The organism is Nocardia sp. Marseille-Q1738 (assembly GCF_965283145.1).
In genome coordinates, this window is sequence record NZ_CBDIMS010000002.1 from 498,293 (window position 1) to 517,268 (window position 18,976).

The 18,976-nt window shown below is 70.3% G+C and carries 7 protein-coding genes; all 7 read right to left on the reverse strand.

Annotated features, from left to right (window positions below; translation table 11 throughout):
* Nucleotides 1-8: 8 nt before the first annotated feature.
* A complete protein-coding gene (locus tag ACWPXK_RS10735) occupies nt 9-827 on the reverse strand; it encodes an ABC transporter permease (RefSeq protein ID WP_454195911.1) in 819 nt (272 codons plus the stop codon).
* Nucleotides 827-1,645 (reverse strand): antibiotic transporter, encoded by an 819-nt coding sequence (locus tag ACWPXK_RS10740; protein WP_454195912.1) that lies wholly within the window; start codon nt 1,643-1,645, stop codon nt 827-829. Before ACWPXK_RS10740 ends, ACWPXK_RS10735 begins: the two co-directional genes overlap by 1 nt.
* On the reverse strand, nt 1,642-2,628 hold the full coding sequence (locus tag ACWPXK_RS10745) for an ATP-binding cassette domain-containing protein (protein WP_454195913.1): 987 nt from the start codon (nt 2,626-2,628) through the stop codon (nt 1,642-1,644). Before ACWPXK_RS10745 ends, ACWPXK_RS10740 begins: the two co-directional genes overlap by 4 nt.
* A complete protein-coding gene (locus ACWPXK_RS10750; protein WP_454195914.1) occupies nt 2,625-15,923 on the reverse strand; it encodes an amino acid adenylation domain-containing protein in 13,299 nt (4,432 codons plus the stop codon). The genes ACWPXK_RS10745 and ACWPXK_RS10750 overlap by 4 nt, the downstream gene beginning before the upstream one ends.
* Nucleotides 15,924-16,121: 198 nt before the next feature.
* A complete protein-coding gene (locus tag ACWPXK_RS10755) occupies nt 16,122-16,577 on the reverse strand; it encodes an AMP-binding protein (RefSeq protein WP_454195915.1) in 456 nt (151 codons plus the stop codon).
* Between the two features lie 141 nt (nt 16,578-16,718).
* Nucleotides 16,719-17,810, reverse strand: a complete 1,092-nt coding sequence (locus ACWPXK_RS10760) for an ABC transporter substrate-binding protein (RefSeq protein WP_454195916.1) — start codon at nt 17,808-17,810, stop codon at nt 16,719-16,721.
* Between the two features lie 332 nt (nt 17,811-18,142).
* Entirely contained in the window at nt 18,143-18,949 is an 807-nt protein-coding gene (locus ACWPXK_RS10765) for a VOC family protein (RefSeq protein ID WP_454195917.1), read from the reverse strand.
* Between the last annotated feature and the right edge of the window lie 27 nt (nt 18,950-18,976).

Below are 18,976 nucleotides of genomic sequence, written 5' to 3' on the forward strand. Positions count from 1 at the left end.
CGTCGTCTTCATCGCCTGCTGGCCCTGCGGTAGCCGATGGCCGCAGGGACGGCGAAGAGGACGATCGCGCCGAGCGACCAGACGAACGTCAGCGTGAGCGGTCGGGCCAGGGGACCGTCGTAGGCGAGGGCGCGCATGGAGTCGACGGCCACCGACATCGGTTGGTTGCGGACCACGGGCTGGATCCACTTCGGGAAGGCCTGCAGCGGGACGAAGCCGGTGCTGAAGAACATCATCAGCGAGGTGAGGATGGTGATCCCTTCCACCAAGGTGGCTTTCGCCGTGAAGACGGCGACCGCGGTGACGATGGTGGCGAAGGCCAAGCCGAAGAGAACCGGGATGAGCAGGAAGACGATCGCCGCCGCGACGCCCTGATGGAAGCGAAAACCGAGCAGGAAGCCGACCAGGATGACGGCGAGGGCGCACGCAAAGATGCGGCAACCCTCCGCGAGGACACGGGAGGCCAGACCCGAGGCGCGGTGCACCGGCAGTACCCAGAAGCGGGCGAGCAGGCCCGCGTCGCGCTCGCGGCCGAGCAGGATGCCACCGGCCACCGCGCCGGACAGGGCGGCGACCAGGGCGACCATCGGCACCGACCCGTACAACGCGCTCTCGCCGGTGAACTTCTCGATCTGCCCGCCGATCACGGTGTTCAGCATGATCAACAGCAGGCACGGGATGATCAGCGTCTCCAGCAGCGTCACCGGGTTGCGCGCCCAGCGCAACAGCAACCGTTGCGTCTGGATCAGTGTGTGCCGCGCCAGCGCCGACATCGACATCTCCGAGCCGGTGTGCAGGTCGTCCCTGTGATCGGCCAGCAGCACCATCACGCCCTCCTCGAGCTCAACCGGATCGACAGCGGAATACAGATGATCAGGATGGCGATCGCCCATGCCAATGGCGGGGCCAGCAGCGACCAGGTCACTTCCCCGGCGTTCGGCCCCTTGTCACCGGCGAACGCCCGCAAGGCGATGGCCCATTGCGAGACCGGCTGGTTGCGCACGAACGGCTGCACCCACGCGGGGAACTGATGCGCCGGAGCGAGTCCTGTGGACAGCATGCCGAAGATCAACGGCGGCAGTACCAGCGCCTGCGCGGTCGCCTCCGGATTGCGCGAGACCGTCCCGATCACGTCGCCACCCATCATCAGCGCGAGCCCGACGAGCAAAGAGAACAGCACGAAGCCGATCGTGTGGGCGGTGTCGAGATAGAAGCGGAATCCGATCACGTGACCACAGATCAACGCGGTGATCAGCCCGATGGCGAAGCGGAACAGGTTGCTGGACATGCGCGCCCCGACCGGAACCAGCGGAGGAATCGGCATCGCGCCGAAACGCCGGTTGAGCCCGGCGACCGAATCGACGGCGGCGCGGAAGGCCGCCGAGACCGCCGTGAACGCGGCCGCCTGCAGCACCACCAGCGGCATCATGAACTGGGCGTAGCTGCTGAACCCCGTGCCGGAGAAGGTCATCACGGTCTTCAGCGGGATGTAGAAGCTGGCGGTGAACGCCGCGGGCGCCAGCACCGATGTCAGCACCTCGCCGCTTTGTACCGATGGCACGATCAGCCGGGTGGTGAGCACCCACCATTGCTGCGGCCGCAGCGGCGTCGCGCGGGTCTGGGCGAGCCACGTCGCGGCCGTCACGACACGACCTCCGGCTGCGCGGTCTCCTCCACCGTCGCCAGATGCCCGGTCAGCTGGAGGAAGACGTCGTCGAGCGAGGGGCGGCGCAGGGCGATGTCCACCAGTTCGACGCCCGCGCTGTCCAGCCGTCGCAGCGCCTCGGCGAGTGTCTTCGCGCCGTCCGGCGCGGGTATCGCGATCCGATCGGACTCTGCGATGAGTGCGGCACGGTTATCGTGCGGTAGCAATGAACCCAGCGCCGCGGCGATGGCGGGCAGGTCTTTGAGATCCAGCGGCACCACCTCGCAGTAGCTGCCTCCGGTCCGCGACTTCAGTTCGTCGGCGGTGCCCTGGGCGATCACCACGCCGTGGTCGATGACGATGATCCGGTCGCTGAGCGCGTCCGCCTCCTCCAGATACTGGCTGGTGAGCAGGGTGGTGATGCCTGCCTTCTTGAAGCCGGACACCAGATCCCAGACGCCCTGCCTGCTGCGCGGATCGAGGCCGGTGGTCGGTTCGTCCAGGAACACCACATCGGGCCGCACGACGAGGCCGCAGGCGATGTCTATGCGTCTGCGCATACCGCCGGAGTAGGTGCCGACCCGGCGGCCCGCGGCGCGCTCGAGATCGAATTCGGCGAGCAGTTCGTCGGCGCGGGCGCGGGCGGCCCGCTTGCGCAGGCCCATCAGCCTGCCGAACATCACCAGGTTCTCGTAGCCGCTGAGCATGTCGTCGAGCGCGGCGTACTGTCCGGTCAACATGATGCTGCGGCGCACCGCCGCCGGGTCGGCGACCACGTCGTACCCCGCGACCAGCGCGCGGCCGCGGTCCGGCCGGATCAACGTGGACAGAATGTTCACCGTGGTGGTCTTGCCCGCGCCGTTGGGTCCGAGGATGCCGAGCACCTCGCCCGGCTCGGCCACGAAGTCGACTCCGCGCAATGCCTTGACCGCGCCGAACGATTTCTCGATTCCCTCGACGACGACTCCCTGATCGAAGCTCATCCTCGGCCTCCCAGATGTGCATCGAGCGCGCGCGCGATGACCGGCAGCACCTGCGGTGCGGTCAGTTCGTCGTGCGTGACCTCGATGTCGTGGTTGATGATCTCGCCGGTCACGTACGGCCGCCAGCCGTCGGGACCGAAGATGTCGGAGGTGTCGACGGTCGCGCTGAAGTACACGATGTCGCCGTCGAACACCGGGCGGCGATAGCCGGTTCTGGTCCGCGCGGAGGCGTTGTAGGACCCGGCCATTCGCTCCAGAGTGGCGGCGTCGACCAGCGAGACACCGCCGAGCCTTTCCCGGATCAGGTCCGCCGCCTGCTGCGCGGTCGCCTCGGCGGGCACGTCGTGGATGCCGAACACCGAGCCGAACGTGTTGACGAACGAGCCTGCGGTGACCCGCTCGATGCTGTCGCCGTCGATATCCGCGACATCGGCGTCCAGCAGCGCGACCACACCGACCTCGGCGCCTGCCACTTTCAGCTTTGTCGCCACCGCGTGGGCGATGAGCCCGCCGAACGACCAGCCGAGCACGTGGTAGGGGCCTTCCGGTTGCAGGCGGCGGATCTCGCGCACATAACGGTCGGCGAACTCCTCGATCGAGCGCGCGGGCGGTTCGTTGCCGCTGAGATCCGGGGCCTGCAGGCCGTAGATGGGACGGCCTGGGGCCAACGCGTCAGCGAATCCCAGGTAGGTCCACGCCATCCCGGACGAGGGATGGATGCAGAACAGCGCGGGTTCGTCGCCGCCGAGCCGGATCGGCAGGACCACGTCCAGTCCGAGACCGCCCGCCGCCGGGGTGGCCGGTGGCGCGGTGGCCGCGGCCTCTTCCTCGCCGGCGGTCCGTGCCGCTGGTGTCTGCGCGAAACGGGCTGCCGCGTGAAGTGTTTCGATCCACAGATCGGCCAGCTCCGCGACCTCGTCGTGGGTGAGCAGGGTCGCGGGGAAGCCGAAGCTCGCGCGCAAGCGGTCACCGAGCACGACGGCGTTCACGTCGATCGCCGATTGCAGGGGCACGCCGGGGTGTTCGGCGACGTGCACGTCACCCAGGTCGTCGGTGGGCAGCCAGCCCAGGCCCTCCAGTCCCGCCGGGATATCGCCGGTGGAGTACCTGCCGAGGTAGTTGAAGCCCACCCGGCCCGGGAGGCGTTCCGGGAACTGCCGGGCGGTCTCGGGGTCGAGGTAGCGCAGCAGGCCGAAGCCGATGCCTTTGTCCGGCACCGCGAGCAGTTGATGCTTCACCGCGCGGATGGCGACACCCAGTGCGGGACCACCGGTGAGCGCGTCATCGATGTCGATCCCGGTCAGGTCCAGTCGCACCGGGTAGATGCTGGTGAACCAGCCGATGGTGCGGGACAGATCGGCGCCGGGGACGACTTCTTCCTGGCGGCCATGGCCTTCCATCCGCAGCAGCGCCGTCGGCTCGGTGTCGCGCCAGCGCACCAGCGCCAGGGCGAGGGTGGCCAGCAGCGTGTCGTTGACGCTGCCCTGGAACAGGCCGGGCAGGGTGGTGAGCAGCGCGGTGGTGACCTCGGCGGACACCTCGCGCTCGACCATGCGCAGCGTGCCCGTGTTGTCGATCGCCGGGTCCAGCTCCCGGCCGCCGATCAGCGGGTCGGGTCCGGCGAGAACGTCGTGCCAGTAGGCCAGCTCGGCGCGGCGGTGTTCGGAGCGCGCCTCCTCGACCAGTGCGTGCGCCCAGCGCCGCATGGAGGTCCCGGTCTCCGCGAGCACCGGCGTGTTACCGACCGACACCTGAGCCCAGGCGGCCACCAGGTCCGGCACCAGGATGCGCCAGGACACGCCGTCGATGACGAGGTGGTGCGCCAGCACGATCAGCCGTCCCGCACCGGTGCGGGTGCCCGCCGCGCCCACCGGGTCCAGCCAGATGAACTGCAGCATGGTGCCGTTCGCCGGATCGAGCCGGTCGGCCGCGGCGTCCATTTCGGTCATGGCGAACTCGTGCAGCTCTATCGGTTCGATCGCGTCGAACTCGATGCGGTGCACGAGCGCGTCCACGTCGACCGAGCCGGGCGGGCCGACCACGATGTGCGGGCCGTCGTCACCGTCGGTGACCAGCCGGGCGCGCAGCATGTCGTGCCGGTCCACCGCGGCGGTGAGCACCGCGACGATCTGGGCGCGCTCGATGCCCACTGGCAGCTCCAGTACCGCGGACTGGGCGAAGCGGTTGTAGTTCCCGCCGCGCTGGAGCATGTAGTGGACGATCGGCGGCAGCGGCAGTGCGCCGACGCCGCCGCCGGGTAGTTCGTCCAGCGTCACCGCGGTGCCTGCGGCGTCGATCGCCGCGGCCAGCGCCGTCACCGTGCGGTGCTCGAACACCTGCAGCGGGGTGCAGGAGATGCCCTGCTGCTTGGCCCGCGACACCAGCTGGATCGCCAGGATGCTGTCGCCGCCGAGCGAGAAGAACGAATCGTCGGCGCCGACCTTCGCCACGCCGAGGAGTTCACCGAAGATCCCGGCGATCTGCTGTTCGGTCGGCGTGGACGGCGCGCGGTACTCGGTGCGGTCGGCGGTGAATTCCGGTGCGGGCAGCGCCTTGCGGTCCAGCTTGCCGACCGCGTTGAGCGGGATCTCGTCCAGCACGACGAACGCCGAGGGCACCATGTAGCCGGGCAGGATGTCGGCGGCGAACGCGCGCACTTTCGCCACGTCGAGGTCGAACCCGGGCGTGCGGACCAGGTAGGCGGCCAGCGCGGTCGCGCCGGTGGGGCCGGGCACGCCGAGCGTCACCGCGAAGTCGACGCCCTCGGCGCGGCCGAGCACCGCGTCGATCTCGCCGAGCTCGATGCGCTGGCCGCGGACCTTGACCTGGAAGTCGGTGCGGCCCAAGTACTCCAGTTCCAGACTCGCCCCGGTGCGTATCCAGCGCACCAGATCGCCGGTGCGGTACATCCGTTCGCCCGCCGCCCCGAACGGATTCGCCATGAAACGGGTGGCGGTCAGGCTTGCCCGGGCGTGGTAGCAGCGGGCCAGCGCGTGTCCGGCGAGGTAGAGCTCGCCCGCCACGCCCACCGGGACCGGGCGCAGCCGGTCGTCGAGGACCAGCGCGGCAGCGCCCTGCACGGGCGTGCCGATGGTGACCGGCAAGCCGAGCTCGAGCGGCGCCGAGCCCGTTGCCCAGATGGTGAATTCGGTCGGGCCGTACAGGTTGATCAGGGTGCGCCCGGTGGCCCAGCGTTCGACCACTTCGGCGCCGACCGCCTCACCGGCCACCGAGAGCACCCGGACGCTGGTCACCTCGTCGGGATCGAGGGTGGCCAGCGCGGACGGGGTGATCACCAGGTGCGTGATCTGCTCGGTGTCGATCAAGTCGGCGAGTGCGCTGCCGCCGAACACGTCCGGCGGCGCGACCACCGACGCGCCACCGGAGCCGAACGCCATGATGGCTTCGAACACCGACGCGTCGAAGCTCGGCGACGCCACTTGCAGCACCCGGGAGTGCTCGTCCAGGCCGAGCGACGTCTTTTGTGCGGCAACAAGGTCAGCGATGCCGCGGTGCGAGACCGAGACACCTTTCGGCGTGCCGGTGGAACCGGAGGTGTAGATCATCCATGCCGCATTGTCCGGCCGGATGGGTCCGGGCAGGTCGCGCTCGTCCAGGGGGTGGCTGCTGGCGGCGCCCCAGCGTTCCACGAGGGCCAGGTCATCGAGCACCAGCCAATTCGTGCTGTCGGGCAGCATCGGGCGGTACGCGGCGAGGGTGAGGCCCAGCGTCGCGCCGGAGTCGGTGAGCATGTGGTCGATGCGGTCGACCGGGTGCTTCGGATCCACCGGCAGGAACGCCGCACCGGCCTTCGCGGCGGCCCACATGCCGGTGAGCAGTTCCGCCGATCGCGGAAGACCCAGCGCGACTACGGTTTCCGGCCCCGCGCCCTCCTCGCACATTACCCGCGCCAGACGATTGGCGTGCGCGTCGATCTCCCGGTAGGTGGTGGTGTATCCGCCGGCCACCAGGGCGGGCCGCTCCGGATACCGCTGGGCGGTCTCGGTCAGCAGTCGGGGAAGCGTTGTTGTACCGGCGGTTTCGGGACCGCGCACCGGCACCAGCGTGGCGCGTTCGGCGTCGTCGAGAATGTCGATATCGGCGATGCGCACGTCGGGGCGAGCGAGAACGGTCGCGAGCACGCGGCGCCACCGGGCGGCGAACGCGGCCACGGTCGTCTCGTCGAACAGATCCGTCGCGTAGGTCAGCACGGCGTCGATGCCCGCCGGTTCACTGTCGCTGAAGCGCTCGCGCAGATCCAGGGTCAGGTCGAACTGGGAGGCGTTGCGATCGAAATCCTCCACCTCGAAACGCAGGCCCGGCAGCTCCAGCACCGGTTCGACGAAGTTCTGCAGCGACAGCGACACCTGGAACAGCGGGTGGTGCGCGGTGGAGCGGGCCGGATCGAGCACCTGGACCAGCCGCTCGAACGGGACGTCCGTGTTGGCGAAGGCGTCCAGGTCCGTGGACCGGACGGTGTCCAGGAAGGCCGCGAAGCCGACTCCGGGATCGACCGGCGTGCGCAACGCCAGGGTGTTGACGAACATGCCGACCAGCTGGTCGAGCGCCTCCTCCCCGCGACCGGCGACCGGGGTGCCGATCAGCACGTCATCGGTGCCGGCGAGCCGGGCCAGCAGCGCCGCGAGCGCCGCGTGCACGACCATGAACGGGCTGACGCTCTGCGCTGCGGCGAATTCGACCAGCGCACTGTGCGTCTCGCCGTCGACGGTGAACCCGAAATCGGCGCTGTGCATGGTCTGCACCGCGGGCCGCGGACGATCGGAGGGCAGCTCGAGGACGTCCGGCGCGCCCGCCAGGGTCTCGCGCCAGAAGCGGATCTGGCGTGCCGCGGTCGATTCCGGGTCCGCCTCGTCGCCGAGCACCTCGCGATGCCAGAGCGCGAAGTCGGCGTACTGCACCGGCAGCGGGACGCGGATGGCGTGCCCGCCGCTGGACCGCTCCGCGTACGCGGCGGCCAGGTCGGCGGCCAGCGGTGCCATGGACGCGCCGTCCGCGCTGATGTGGTGCACGACCAGCACGACGACGTGCACCGGCGGAGTCGCCGCCATCGGTTCGACCGCCGCATAACTCGACGAGACCGGGGCTGTCCCGGCGGGGGCGGACGCAACGGGAGCTTCCCCTGTGGATGCACCCGACGACACCGGCCCGGCACCCGCGGACGGTTCCGCGGTTCCGTGGATCCGGAACAGGCGGACCCGCAGCGGCGGTTGCGTGGCCAGATCGAATCCGGTGCCGGCCAGCTCGGAGATGCGTGCGCGCAACGCCGCGCCGTCCTCGGTGTCGACCACCGGCATGGCGGGCACGGCCACGTCGGCGCCGACCACCACCTGGCGCGGCCCCTCCGCGTCCGCGGGATAGAGCGTGCGCAGGCTCTCGTGGCGCTCGACCACGTCGACCAGCGCGGCGCGCAGGGCTTCGACATCCAGGTCGCCGGTGAGTCGCAGCGCGATCGCGATGTTGTAGGCGGGCGAAGCCGGATCCATCCGGTTGAGCACCCACATGCGCTGTTGCGCGGGGGAGAGCGGAACGCGGTCCGGACGAATCCGTGGCGCGAGGACGAATCGGCCCGGCTCCGCGCTGGTCGCGGGAACGACCCGGGCGGACAGTTGGGCCACCGTCGGTGCGTCGAACAGATCGCGCAGCGCGATCCGCGACCCGAGCGCCGCGTTCACCCGCGCCACCACCTTGGTCGCGCTCAGCGAGTTGCCGCCGAGTTCGAAGAACGACTGGTCGACGCCGACCCGGTCGCGGCCGAGCACGTCGCCGAACACCATGGCCACCGATTCCTCGACCGGCGTGCGCGGCGCGAGGTAGGGGCGGTGGGTCTCGGAGAAGTCCGGTACCGGAAGGGCTTTGCGATCCAGCTTGCCGACCGGCGTGAGCGGAATCGAGTCGAGCACGATCAGGTACCCGGGCACCATGTACCCCGGCAGCTCGGCGGCCACTCGGGCGCGCAGCCGCTCGACGTCCAGCAGCACGCCCTCGGCGGCCAGTACGTACGACACCAGGACGGTGGTTCCGGCCGGGCCGGTGCGACCGATGGTGACCGCGTACTCGACCTCGTCGTCCCGGGAGAGCACCGCGTCGATCTCGCCCAGCTCGATCCGCAAGCCACGGATCTTGACCTGGAAGTCGCTGCGGCCCAGATATTCCAGTTCGTAACCGCCGTCTGGCCCGGTCACCCAGCGCACCATGTCGCCCGTGCGGTACATCCGCCCGCCGGGTTCGCCGAACGGATCGGCGACGAAACGGCTTGCCGTCATCTCGAACCGGTTGAAGTAGCCGCGCGCGAGCGCTGGACCCGCCAGATAGAGCTCACCGGGCACGCCGACCGGCACCGGCCGCAGCCAGGCGTCCAGCACCGTGGTGGCGGCGCCGCGGATCGGTCCGCCGATCGTGATGGGTTCGCCCGGGACGAGTTCGCCGGGGCCGGTCGCCCAAATGCTGAACTCGGTGGGGCCGTACAGGTTCACCATGCGCCTGCCGGGCGCCCACCGCTCGATCAGCTCGGGCGTCGCCGCCTCGCCCGCGACGGCGAGCACGCGCAGCTGGTCCAGGTCGGTGGGTTCCATGGTGGCCAGCGCGGACGGCGTGATCACCGCGTGGGTGACCCGCTCGGTGCGCAGCAGGTCTTCGAGTTCCGCGCCGCCGTAGACGTCCGGCGGCGATACCACCAGCCTGCCGCCCGCGCCGTGCGCGATCAGCAGCTCGAACACCGAGGCGTCGAAGCTGGGCGAGGCCACCTGGAGGACGCCGGCGGTGTGGTCGAGATCGAGTGTCTCACGTTGCGCGGCAACCAGATTCGCAATGCCGCGGTGGCTGAGCAGCACCGCCTTCGGCTTGCCGGTGGAGCCGGAGGTGTAGATCAGGTACGCCGTCTGGTCGAGGTCGATGGGTCCGCCGCGCTCCTCGTCGGTGATCGGCGCGTCGGAGATGGTCATCACCCGGCGCATGGTGTTGAGATCGTCGAGCAGCAGCCAGTCGATGGTGCCGGGCAGCGTCTCGCCGGTCGCGGTGACGGTCACGCCGATCGGCGCCTTGGAGTCGGTGAGCATGTGCTCGATGCGCTCCACTGGGTAGTTCGGGTCCAGCGGAGCGAACGCCGCGCCGGTCTTGGCCAGCGCCCACACCGCGACCACCGATTCCAGCGACCGGGTGAGCGCGAGCACGACGAACACCTCGCGTCCGACTCCCCGGCGCAGCAGCACCCTGGCGTAACGGTTCGACCACGCGTCGAGTTCGCCATAGGTAATGGTGAGTTTCCCCGCGGTGACCGCGATCGCGCCGGGATTGATCCGCGCGCCCGCGGTCAACAGCTCGGGCAACGTGGCCGACCACGCCGATTCCGGGCCGCGCACCGGGAGCAGCGCGGCGCGTTCGGCGTCGTCGCAGTACTGCAGCTGGGAGACCAGCGCGCGTGGGTTGTCGGCGAGCTGGGTGAGCAACCGGACGAAGCGATCCAGCAGCGGCCGGGCCGACTCGGGCGGAAGCTGGTCGGTCAGGTATTTCAGCGTGATCCGCAGCGTGTCCTGCCCGTCGGCGCCGCGCAGCGGAATCACCATGAGGTTCAACGGATACGGCGTCGCGTCGGTGCCCTCCACATCCAGCACCCGCATGCCCGCGATGTCCAGTGCCTGCGACAGTGCCTCGCGGTCGATCGGGTAGGACTCGAACACGGTCAGGGTGTCGAACAATTCGGCCAGGCCGACCGCCTGGTGGATGGCGGCCAAGCCGACGTGCTGATGGTCCAGCAGCCGCGCCTGCTCGGACTGCACGCGGGCGAGCAGGTCGGCCACCTTCTCGGCCGGATCCAGCCGCACCCGGACCGGCAGCGTGTTGATGAACAGGCCGACCATCTCCTCGACCCCGGACAACTCCGGCGGCCGGCCCGAGACGGTGCCGCCGAACACCACGTCGGTGCGGCCGGTGAGCATGGCCAGCAGCATCGCCCACGCGGCCTGCACCAGGGTGTTCACCGTGGCGCCCGCTTCGCGGCCCGTGGTCTCCAGCTGGGCAACGGTGGCGCGGGACAGATCGACCGACAGCATGCCGGTTTCGGTCGATTCGATTCCGGCCAGGGTCGGCACCGCGCGGGTCGGGGTGTCCACCCCCGCCAGTGAATCCGTCCATGCCGCGAGCGATTCCGCGTCGTCCCTGGTCCGCAGCCAGGTCAGGAACTCGCGATAGGAGTGCGCGGGCGGCAACGCGGAGGTGTCGCCGTCGGTGACGTAGAGGGTGAGCAGCTCGCGCACCAGCAGTGGCGTCGACCAGCCGTCCAGCACCAGGTGGTGGTTGGTGAGCAGGAAACGGTAGGTGTCGGGTGCGATCCGCAGCAGCGTGCAGCGCAGCAGCGGTGGACGGGTGAGCTCGAACCGGGTGCGCGCGTCCACCGCGATGAGCCGATCGATCTCGCGGGCGCGCTCGTCTTCGTCGGCGATGCCGGTGAGATCCGCCTCGTGCCATTCGACCTCGGCGTCGGCCAGGACCAGCTGGCGCGGACCGTCCTCGGTCTCGGCGAACGCGACGCGCAGGTTCTCGTGCCGGGTCACCAAAGCCTGTGCGGCACGGCGCAATCGGGCCGAATCGACGGTGCCGGACAGGGTGAGCAGCGACTGCACGGTATAGCCGTCGGCGGTGTCGGAGTCGTACAGCGCGTGGAAGAGCAAGCCGTACTGCAACGGAGAGAGCGGCCACACGTCGATGAGGTTCGGGTAGTCGCGCTCCCACGTATCGATCTGCGCCTGGGTGACAGCGACCAGATCGAAGTCGGAGGGTGTGCGTCCGCCCGCCCCGGCGGATTCGGCGTGCTCGGCGAGGGCCCCGAGGGCTTGTGTCCAGAGCGCGGCGAGTTCCGCGAGATCCGCTTCCTCGAACAGCCGCGATGCATAGGCCCAGGTCACTTCGAGCCCGGAATCGGTGTGGACGGCGTTGATATCCACCGACGCGGGCAGCGGGGCGCGGTCGTCCTGGGTCGCGGCGAAGCGGCGCGGCAGCCAGGGCTCCGCCTCGCCGCCGGTGGTCGCGCGGCCGAGGTAGTTGAAGCTGATCTGCGGAGTGGGCGCGTCCGCGAGCGCCGTCGCCGTCTCGGGGACCAGGTAGCGCAGCATGCCGAACCCGATGCCCTTGTCCGGCAGGATACGCAGCTGTTCCTTGGTGGCCTTGATCGCGGTACCCGCCGCGGCTCCACCCGCGAACGCGTCCGCGAGATCGATGCCGGTCAGGTCGACAGCGACGGGGTAGATGCTGGTGAACCAGCCCACCGTCCGCGCGATGTCGGCGCCGGGCAGGATGGATTCGGTGCGGCCGTGGCCTTCCAGGGTGAACAGCGCCGAGGTGCGTCCGCGCCAGCGGGCCACCGCCAGCGCGAGCGCGGCGAGCAGCACGTCGTCGGCGCCGCAGTGGAATCGGTCGGGGGCGGTGGTGAGCACGGTCCGCGCGATCTCCGGCGGCACCACCGTCGTCAGGTGCGCCATGGTGGCCACCACGTCGAGTTCGGGGTCCATCGGCGCAGAGCCGAGTTCCGGATCGGGCGTGGCCAGAATGCGTTGCCACAGCGGCAGTTCCGTGACCCGAGTGGCGGCGTGCTCGCGCTGCCCGTGCGCCCAGCGCCGGAACGAGGTGCCGACCGGCGCGAGTTCGCCGCCCAATGTTGCGGTGGCCAGATCCGGCAGCAGGATGCGCCAGGAGACGCCGTCGGTAACCAGATGGTGCAGCACCAGCCACAGCAGCGGCGCGGCGTCCGCACGCTCGATCCACACGAAGCGCGCGAGGACGCCGGACTCCGGGTCGAGCCGGTCGGCGGCGCGCTGCAACTCGCGTTCACAGGTCGCCTCGAGATCCGTGTCCGCGGCCACGACCTCGAGCAGTCCGTCGGCGTCGACCGAGCCGGGTTCGGCGACCACCCAGCTCCAGCCGTCGCCGGTGCGGCGCAGCGTCGAGCGCAGCAGGTCGTGCCGATCGAACAGTGCTTGCACCGCGGCGACCAGCCGTGCGCGCTCGATTCCGGCGGGCAACTCGATCAATACGGCCTGGGCGAACCGCCGCCAGCTGTCGCCTGGCTCCAGCATCGCGTGCACGATCGGCGTGAGCTCCACCTCGCCGACCCCGCCGCCGGGCAGTTCGCGCACCTCCACGGTCGGCACGTCGGTGGCGACCGCGGCCAGCGCCGCGACGGTCTTGCGCTCGAAGACATCCCGCGCGCTGAACCCGATCCCGGCCGCCTTGGCGCGCGACACCAGCTGGATCGAGACGATGCTGTCGCCCCCGAGCGCGAAGAAACTCTCGTCGACGCCCACCGCGTCCAGGCCGAGCACCTCCGCGAACAGCGCGGCGAGCGCCTTCTCGCGCGGTGTGGACGGCGGCCTGCTCGTGACCGTGCGTGCGCCGAAGTCCGGCGCGGGCAGCGCCTTGCGGTCCACCTTGCCGAGCGGGGTCAGCGGGAGGCTGTCGAGCACCATGACCACGGCGGGCACCATGTAGGCCGGAAGTGATTCTCCGGCAGTGGCTTTCAGTGCCTCGGGGTGCACCTCGGCGCCGGGCTTCGGCAGCACGTAGGACACGAGTGCGGTGGCGCCGGTCCCGGTTTCGACGCCGAGGGTGAGTGCGAAGTCGACGTCGGGATGCCGCTGCAGAGCGGCGTCGATCTCGCCCAGTTCGACCCGGAAGCCGCGCACCTTCACCTGGAAATCGCTGCGGCCCTGGTACTCCAGTTCGATCCGGCCGTCGTGCTCGACCCAGCGCACCAGGTCGCCGGTGCGGTACATCCGCTCGCCCGTCGCGTACGGGTTGGCGACGAAGCGGTCGGCGGTGAGCCCGTTGCGCCGGTGGTAACCGCGGGCGACACCGGGACCGGCAAGGTAGAGCTCACCGGTGGTGCCGGGGGGCAGCGGCCGCAGCCACGGATCAAGCACCACGGCCGACACGTCGCGGGCGAGACCGCCGATGGTGACCGGCGCGCCGGGAGTCAGCGGGGCGCTGAGCGTCACGGTCACCGTGGTCTCGGTGGGGCCGTAGCCGTTCAACAGGGTGCGGCCGGACCACTTCGCGACGAGTTCGGGCGGGCAGGCGTCGCCGCCGACGATCACGGTACGCAGATCGGGCAGCGTCGCCGGATCCAGCGATCCCACGACGGCCGGGGTGACGTTGAGATGGGATACGCGGTGCCCGCGCAGCACCTGTGCGAGCTCCGCACCCGCGTACGCCGACGGCGGCACCACGGCCAGGGTCGCGCCCGCGGCGAGCGTGACCAGGATTTCTTCCACCGAGATGTCGAAGCTGGGCGATACGGCATGGGCGACAACCGAATCCGCGTCGATGCCGAATCCCGCGCCGGAGCTCGCGACCAGATTCGCCAACCCGCGATGCGGCACGAGCACGCCCTTGGGCAGCCCGGTGGAGCCGGAGGTGTAGATGATGTACGCGACCTGATCCGGGTGCGTCGCCGCGGTTCGCTCGGCCTCGATGAGCGCGGCGCTGTCTTGCTCGGCCAAGGCGCGCTCGGTGTTCTCGTCATCGAGGATCAGCCAGGACACCCGGTCCGGCAACGCCTTTCGCGCCGCCGCGACCGTGATCCCCGCGACGACCCCGCTGTCACCGGCCATGTGCTCGATCCGGTCGGCCGGATAAGTCGGGTCGATCGGCACGAACGCCGCGCCGGTCTTGGCCACCGCGATCGTCGCCAGCACCGACCGGATCGAACGCGGGATCGAGATCGCGACGGTGCGCTCCGGTCCGGCGCCCGCGGCGATCAGCACCCGGGCCAGGCGGTTGGTGTAGTCGTCGACCTCGCGGTAGGTCAGCGCGGTCGCGCCTTCGGCCAGCGCCATCGCCTGCGGATCGCGGGCAGCGCCCGAGGCGAGGATCGCGGGCAGTGTGCGTGGTGCGACGCCCGCGCCGCCGCGCGCGGGGGCGTACTGGGCGAGCTCGTCGTCCGACAGCACCGAGATGGTCGTCAGCGGCGCGTCCGGCCCGGCAGCGAGGAAGCGGTGCAGGAACGACAGGAACCGGCGGTGCTGTGCGGCCAGTTCGGTGCCGCTGTAGAGGTTGCCGTTGGCCTGGAAGTCGATGTGTGTGCTCTCGCCGCCGACGCCCGGATACAGGTTGACGAACAGGTCGTCGATCAACCCGGAGGTCAGCACGTGCAGCCGTCCGGTTACCCGGCCGAGCTGGATCCTGGTATCGACCATCATCAGGTTCACCGAGGGGCCGAACGACCCGGCCTCGTCCATCGGCCAGCCGAGGTCGCGGAAGATGTCCTCCTGGCGGTAGCGCTGCCGGCGCAGCGCTCCGGTCAGCTCGCCCTGGGCGGCGCGGATCACGTCGCCGACGGTCGTGGCAGGCTCCAGCCGCAGCCGCAGCGGGACGACGTTGGCGATCATGCCGCCGGAACGCCGCAGCGTCGCCGTGGTGCGCGCCGACACCGGAAGACTCAGCACGACCTCCGGCGAGCCGGTCATCGCGGACAGGTACGCGCCGAAGGCCGCCACCACGGTGGGCGCGACCCCGGAGGACACCTGCTCGGCGACGGCGTCCAGCATCCGCGCGGTGTCGGCGGGCAGGTCGCCCTCGACCCGGATCGGGTGTCCGTCCACACCCGCGGTGCGGCCCGCCAGGTTCACCGGGTCGGCCATGCCGTCCAGATGGGCGAGCCAGTGCTCCCGGTCGGCGAGGAACCGATCCGAACTGCGGTAGGCCAGATCCGCCTCGACGACCTTGCGCAGATCCTCCGCTTTCGCGGGCGGCGGTTCGCGACCCTCGACCGCGGCGTTGTAGAGCTCCCCGGTGCGCTGCACCACGGTCAGCGCGCCCATGCCGTCCAGCACGATGTGGTGGATCCGCGAATACCAGAACCAGCGCTCCGCGCCGACGCGCAGCATGGCGATGCGCACGAGCCGGTCGCGGGTCAGCTCCAGCGGGGTCTCGTACTCCGCCCGCATCCAGGCCTGGGCGGCCGCCTCCGGATCGGGTTCGGCCCGGAAGTCGATGATGTCCAGACTGTCGTCGAGCGTGGTGTCGACGAATTGGAACGGGTGCCCCTCAACCTCGACCAGGCGCAGGTAGCCGGTGCCGAACTCGCGCCCGGCCTGACGCGCCGAACGCGCGAGCAGGTCGACGTCCATCGGTCCGTTCAGTTCGACGTACTGGGCGATGGATATCGGAGTGTCACCGGCGACATGCTGGGCGAACCAGATGCCGCGCTGTGCCGCCGACAGGGCGAAGGCCCCGTCGGGAAGCGTTGTGTCCGTATCTTTCGCCGAAAGGGAAGACTGTTTCATGACGTGTCCTACGTTCTGACCGCGGTCGGGCTACCCAGGAGTGACCGCCAGTAGCCACCGCGGTACCGGTAGTACCTGCCGCCGCACAGATCGCGGCAACTCAATTCTGAACCGGTGCGGTCGGCGTTGCGGGGGTATTGCGCACACTGCGCGACCCGAACATCACTGTTCGGGTCGCGCGGGGAGGGATGTGCCCGGTCAGGCGGCTGCCGGAAGAAGATCCAGGTCGGCCGGGGTGAGCGGGGCGTCGGAACCGGCGAGGTAGCGCTGCAGGGTGGAGCGCTCGTCCAGCACCAGCCAGGCGATCCCGTCGCTCGACTCGGGCAGCTGGTCCTTGGTGGTGATCCCGACCGTGGTGCCGAGGGCGAAGGAGCCGTCGCCGGTGACCCGGGCCGTGACCGCTCCGATCTTGGTGGCGGCCCGCTCGGCCACGGTGGACTCGATCGGGTGGTCGATCGCCACCGCGACGCGGGCGCCCGGGCCGGCGCCGAGCTCGAGCAGCAGGCGAGCCATGCGGTTGGACCAGCGGTCCAGTTCGGCGTAGGTGAGGTCGCAATCGGCGGTGGACACCACGACCGCGCCTGGATCGACCTCGGCGACGGGCTGGGCCAGCGGCAGGACGTACAGGTTGTCGGAAGCGGTCAGGGTGTGCATGTCATGTCCTCGAGTGTCGAATGAGAGGTGTTTCGCGTACTTCTCAATCTCGTCCTCGAGCGGGCTTTCCGACACCAACCCCAGCGTTGGTCCGCGCACTCCCAGGGTGGGCAAAACCTCACCCAGGGTGGGGCGCGGAACTCAGTCGTTCACGTAGCCGTTGAGCGTGGCGCGCAGATCGGTGAGCAGCGCGCGGGCGGCGGTGAGGCCGTCGCCGTGCCAGACGGTGTCCTCGACGGCGAACACCCGGCGATCGGTGGCGGCGCTGAGTTCCTTCCATTCGTCGGTGCGCATGACGGCTTCGCCGTGCTTCTTCCCCTCGGCGCCGGCGAGGATCACGTAGATCACGTCGCCCTCCACCTTGGTGGCGAACTCATCCTCGCCCACCTCGAACGAGGCGCCGCGCTGGGCGGCGGGACGCTGCACACCCACGTCGCCGAGGACTTGACCCGCGAAGCTGTCGCCGCCCTGCACCTGGTCGGCGTCGGCGGTGAAGCGGAGGACCGACGCCTGGGTTTGTCCCGCCGCCAAGGCGGTACCGGTGTCTTTTGCTTCGGTGCGATAGTTCTGCAGCGCGGTGTCGGCGGCCTCGCGACGTCCCAAACCCGCTGCGAACGCGGCGAATTCGGCCTGCCAGCCGGCGTTCGCGCCGACCAGCACGGTCGGGGCGATGGCTTGTAGCGCGGCGAAATTCGCCGCACCCGTGGGGATCTCGCCGAGAATCAGATCGGGACGCAGATCGGCGATCCGGGCCGGATCCGGCTGCGCTGCGGTTCCGACACCGGGAATCTTCAGCACGCCGGTGCCGAGATAGGCGGGCTGCGGGCTCGGCCCCTCGATGGTCACCGCGCCCACCACCCGCTCCCAGAGACCGAGCGCGCAGACCGCGTCCAGCGCTGAGGTGGACAGCACGACGATGCGCTGCGGGTCGGCGGGCACCTCCGAGACGCCCGCGGCATGCGTGACACTGCGGGTGGCCCCGCTCGCCGGGTCCGGCGCACTCGGCAGCGCGCACGCCCGGGTGGTGTCGCGCTCCAGCCCGACCACCCCCGCGCCCGCGATGTTCGTGGTGGTGCGCACGATCGAGACGTCGTCATCGCTCTTCCCGCCACACCCCGCCGCGAGAACGGTCGCGCACAACGCGGCGACGGCGACCACCCGACGGCCCGCCGAAGCGGCGTGTGCGGAAGAGGCTGTGCGGTTTCGGATGCGAACGAAGGCGCTCAGCGGCATGCCGGTGAGGGTACAGCGTTTGTTTTTTTTTTTGCAGCGCCTGCGGCGCTGCGTGTTCGCGACCCCCTTGTGGCTCGCGTCCGAGCGACCGCCGCTTGCGACTTCGTCGCTTGCGCGTCGGCCGCTCGGACGCGAGCCGGGCCGCGAACGGGCAATGCTCGGTCTCGCTTCGCTCGAAAGCGGGGGTGGGGCCGTGTGGTTGCGTCGCGCTGTAACCGCAGGACTCAGCTGCACCCTGGTAGCCCGCGTCCCGGCGAACTGGGCTTCGTTCTGACGACCGCCCGGACGCTCGCCATAAGCGGACCTCAGACAGGTCCGCCGCGGAAATGACTTCAGGCTTTTTCGCCGCCGATACTGAATCGGGCGCCTGTGGCGTCCGCGACCGAGGCCATTCGGCCGTATGGGGTGTCCTCGGCGGGTGAGAGGACCGAGCCGCCCAGTGCGACGACCCGTTCGACGGTCTCGTCCACGTTGTCGGCGCCGAAGTAGACGGTCCAGCCCGCGGGCGCGCCTTCGGGCAGGAAGGCCGAGGCGTCCATGACGCCGCCGAGCATCGGGGTCTGCGCGTGGATCGTGGTGTAGCGGAACTCCGGGACGTCGGAGATGGTGAAGACGTCCGACCAGCCGAAGACCTCCCGGTAGAACGCCAGCGAGGCGTCGTAGGCGCGGGTGTGCAGCTCGAACCAGGACGGCGCGCCCGCGTGCTCGCGCCACTGCCCGCCGGAGACCAGGCCCATCGTCTCGAACCCGGGGAACGTCCCGGCCTGCCAGATGCCGACGCCCGCGCCGCCGACGTCGCCGAGCACGGCCATCGTGCCCAGCTCACCGACCCGCATCACGGGCACGATCAGCGACGCTCCCGCGGCGACGGCCGCGTCCGCGGTCGCTTGCGCGTCGGGGTTGGCCAGATACACCGTCCACTGCTCGGGGCTGTCGGTGTCGCCCGGCATCCTGCCCATGGCGCCCGCTACCGCGCGGCCGTCCTTGCGGAAGGTGATGTAACCGCCGAACTCCGCCCCCGCCTGTTCGGCGGTCCAGCCGAACAGGTCGCGGTAGAACGCGATACTGCGCTCGGGATCGGAGGTGTAGAGATCGACCCAGCAGGGATCGCCGGGCTTGCTGCTGTTCGGATTGGTCATCGCTGGTCTCCTGGCTGCGGTGAACGT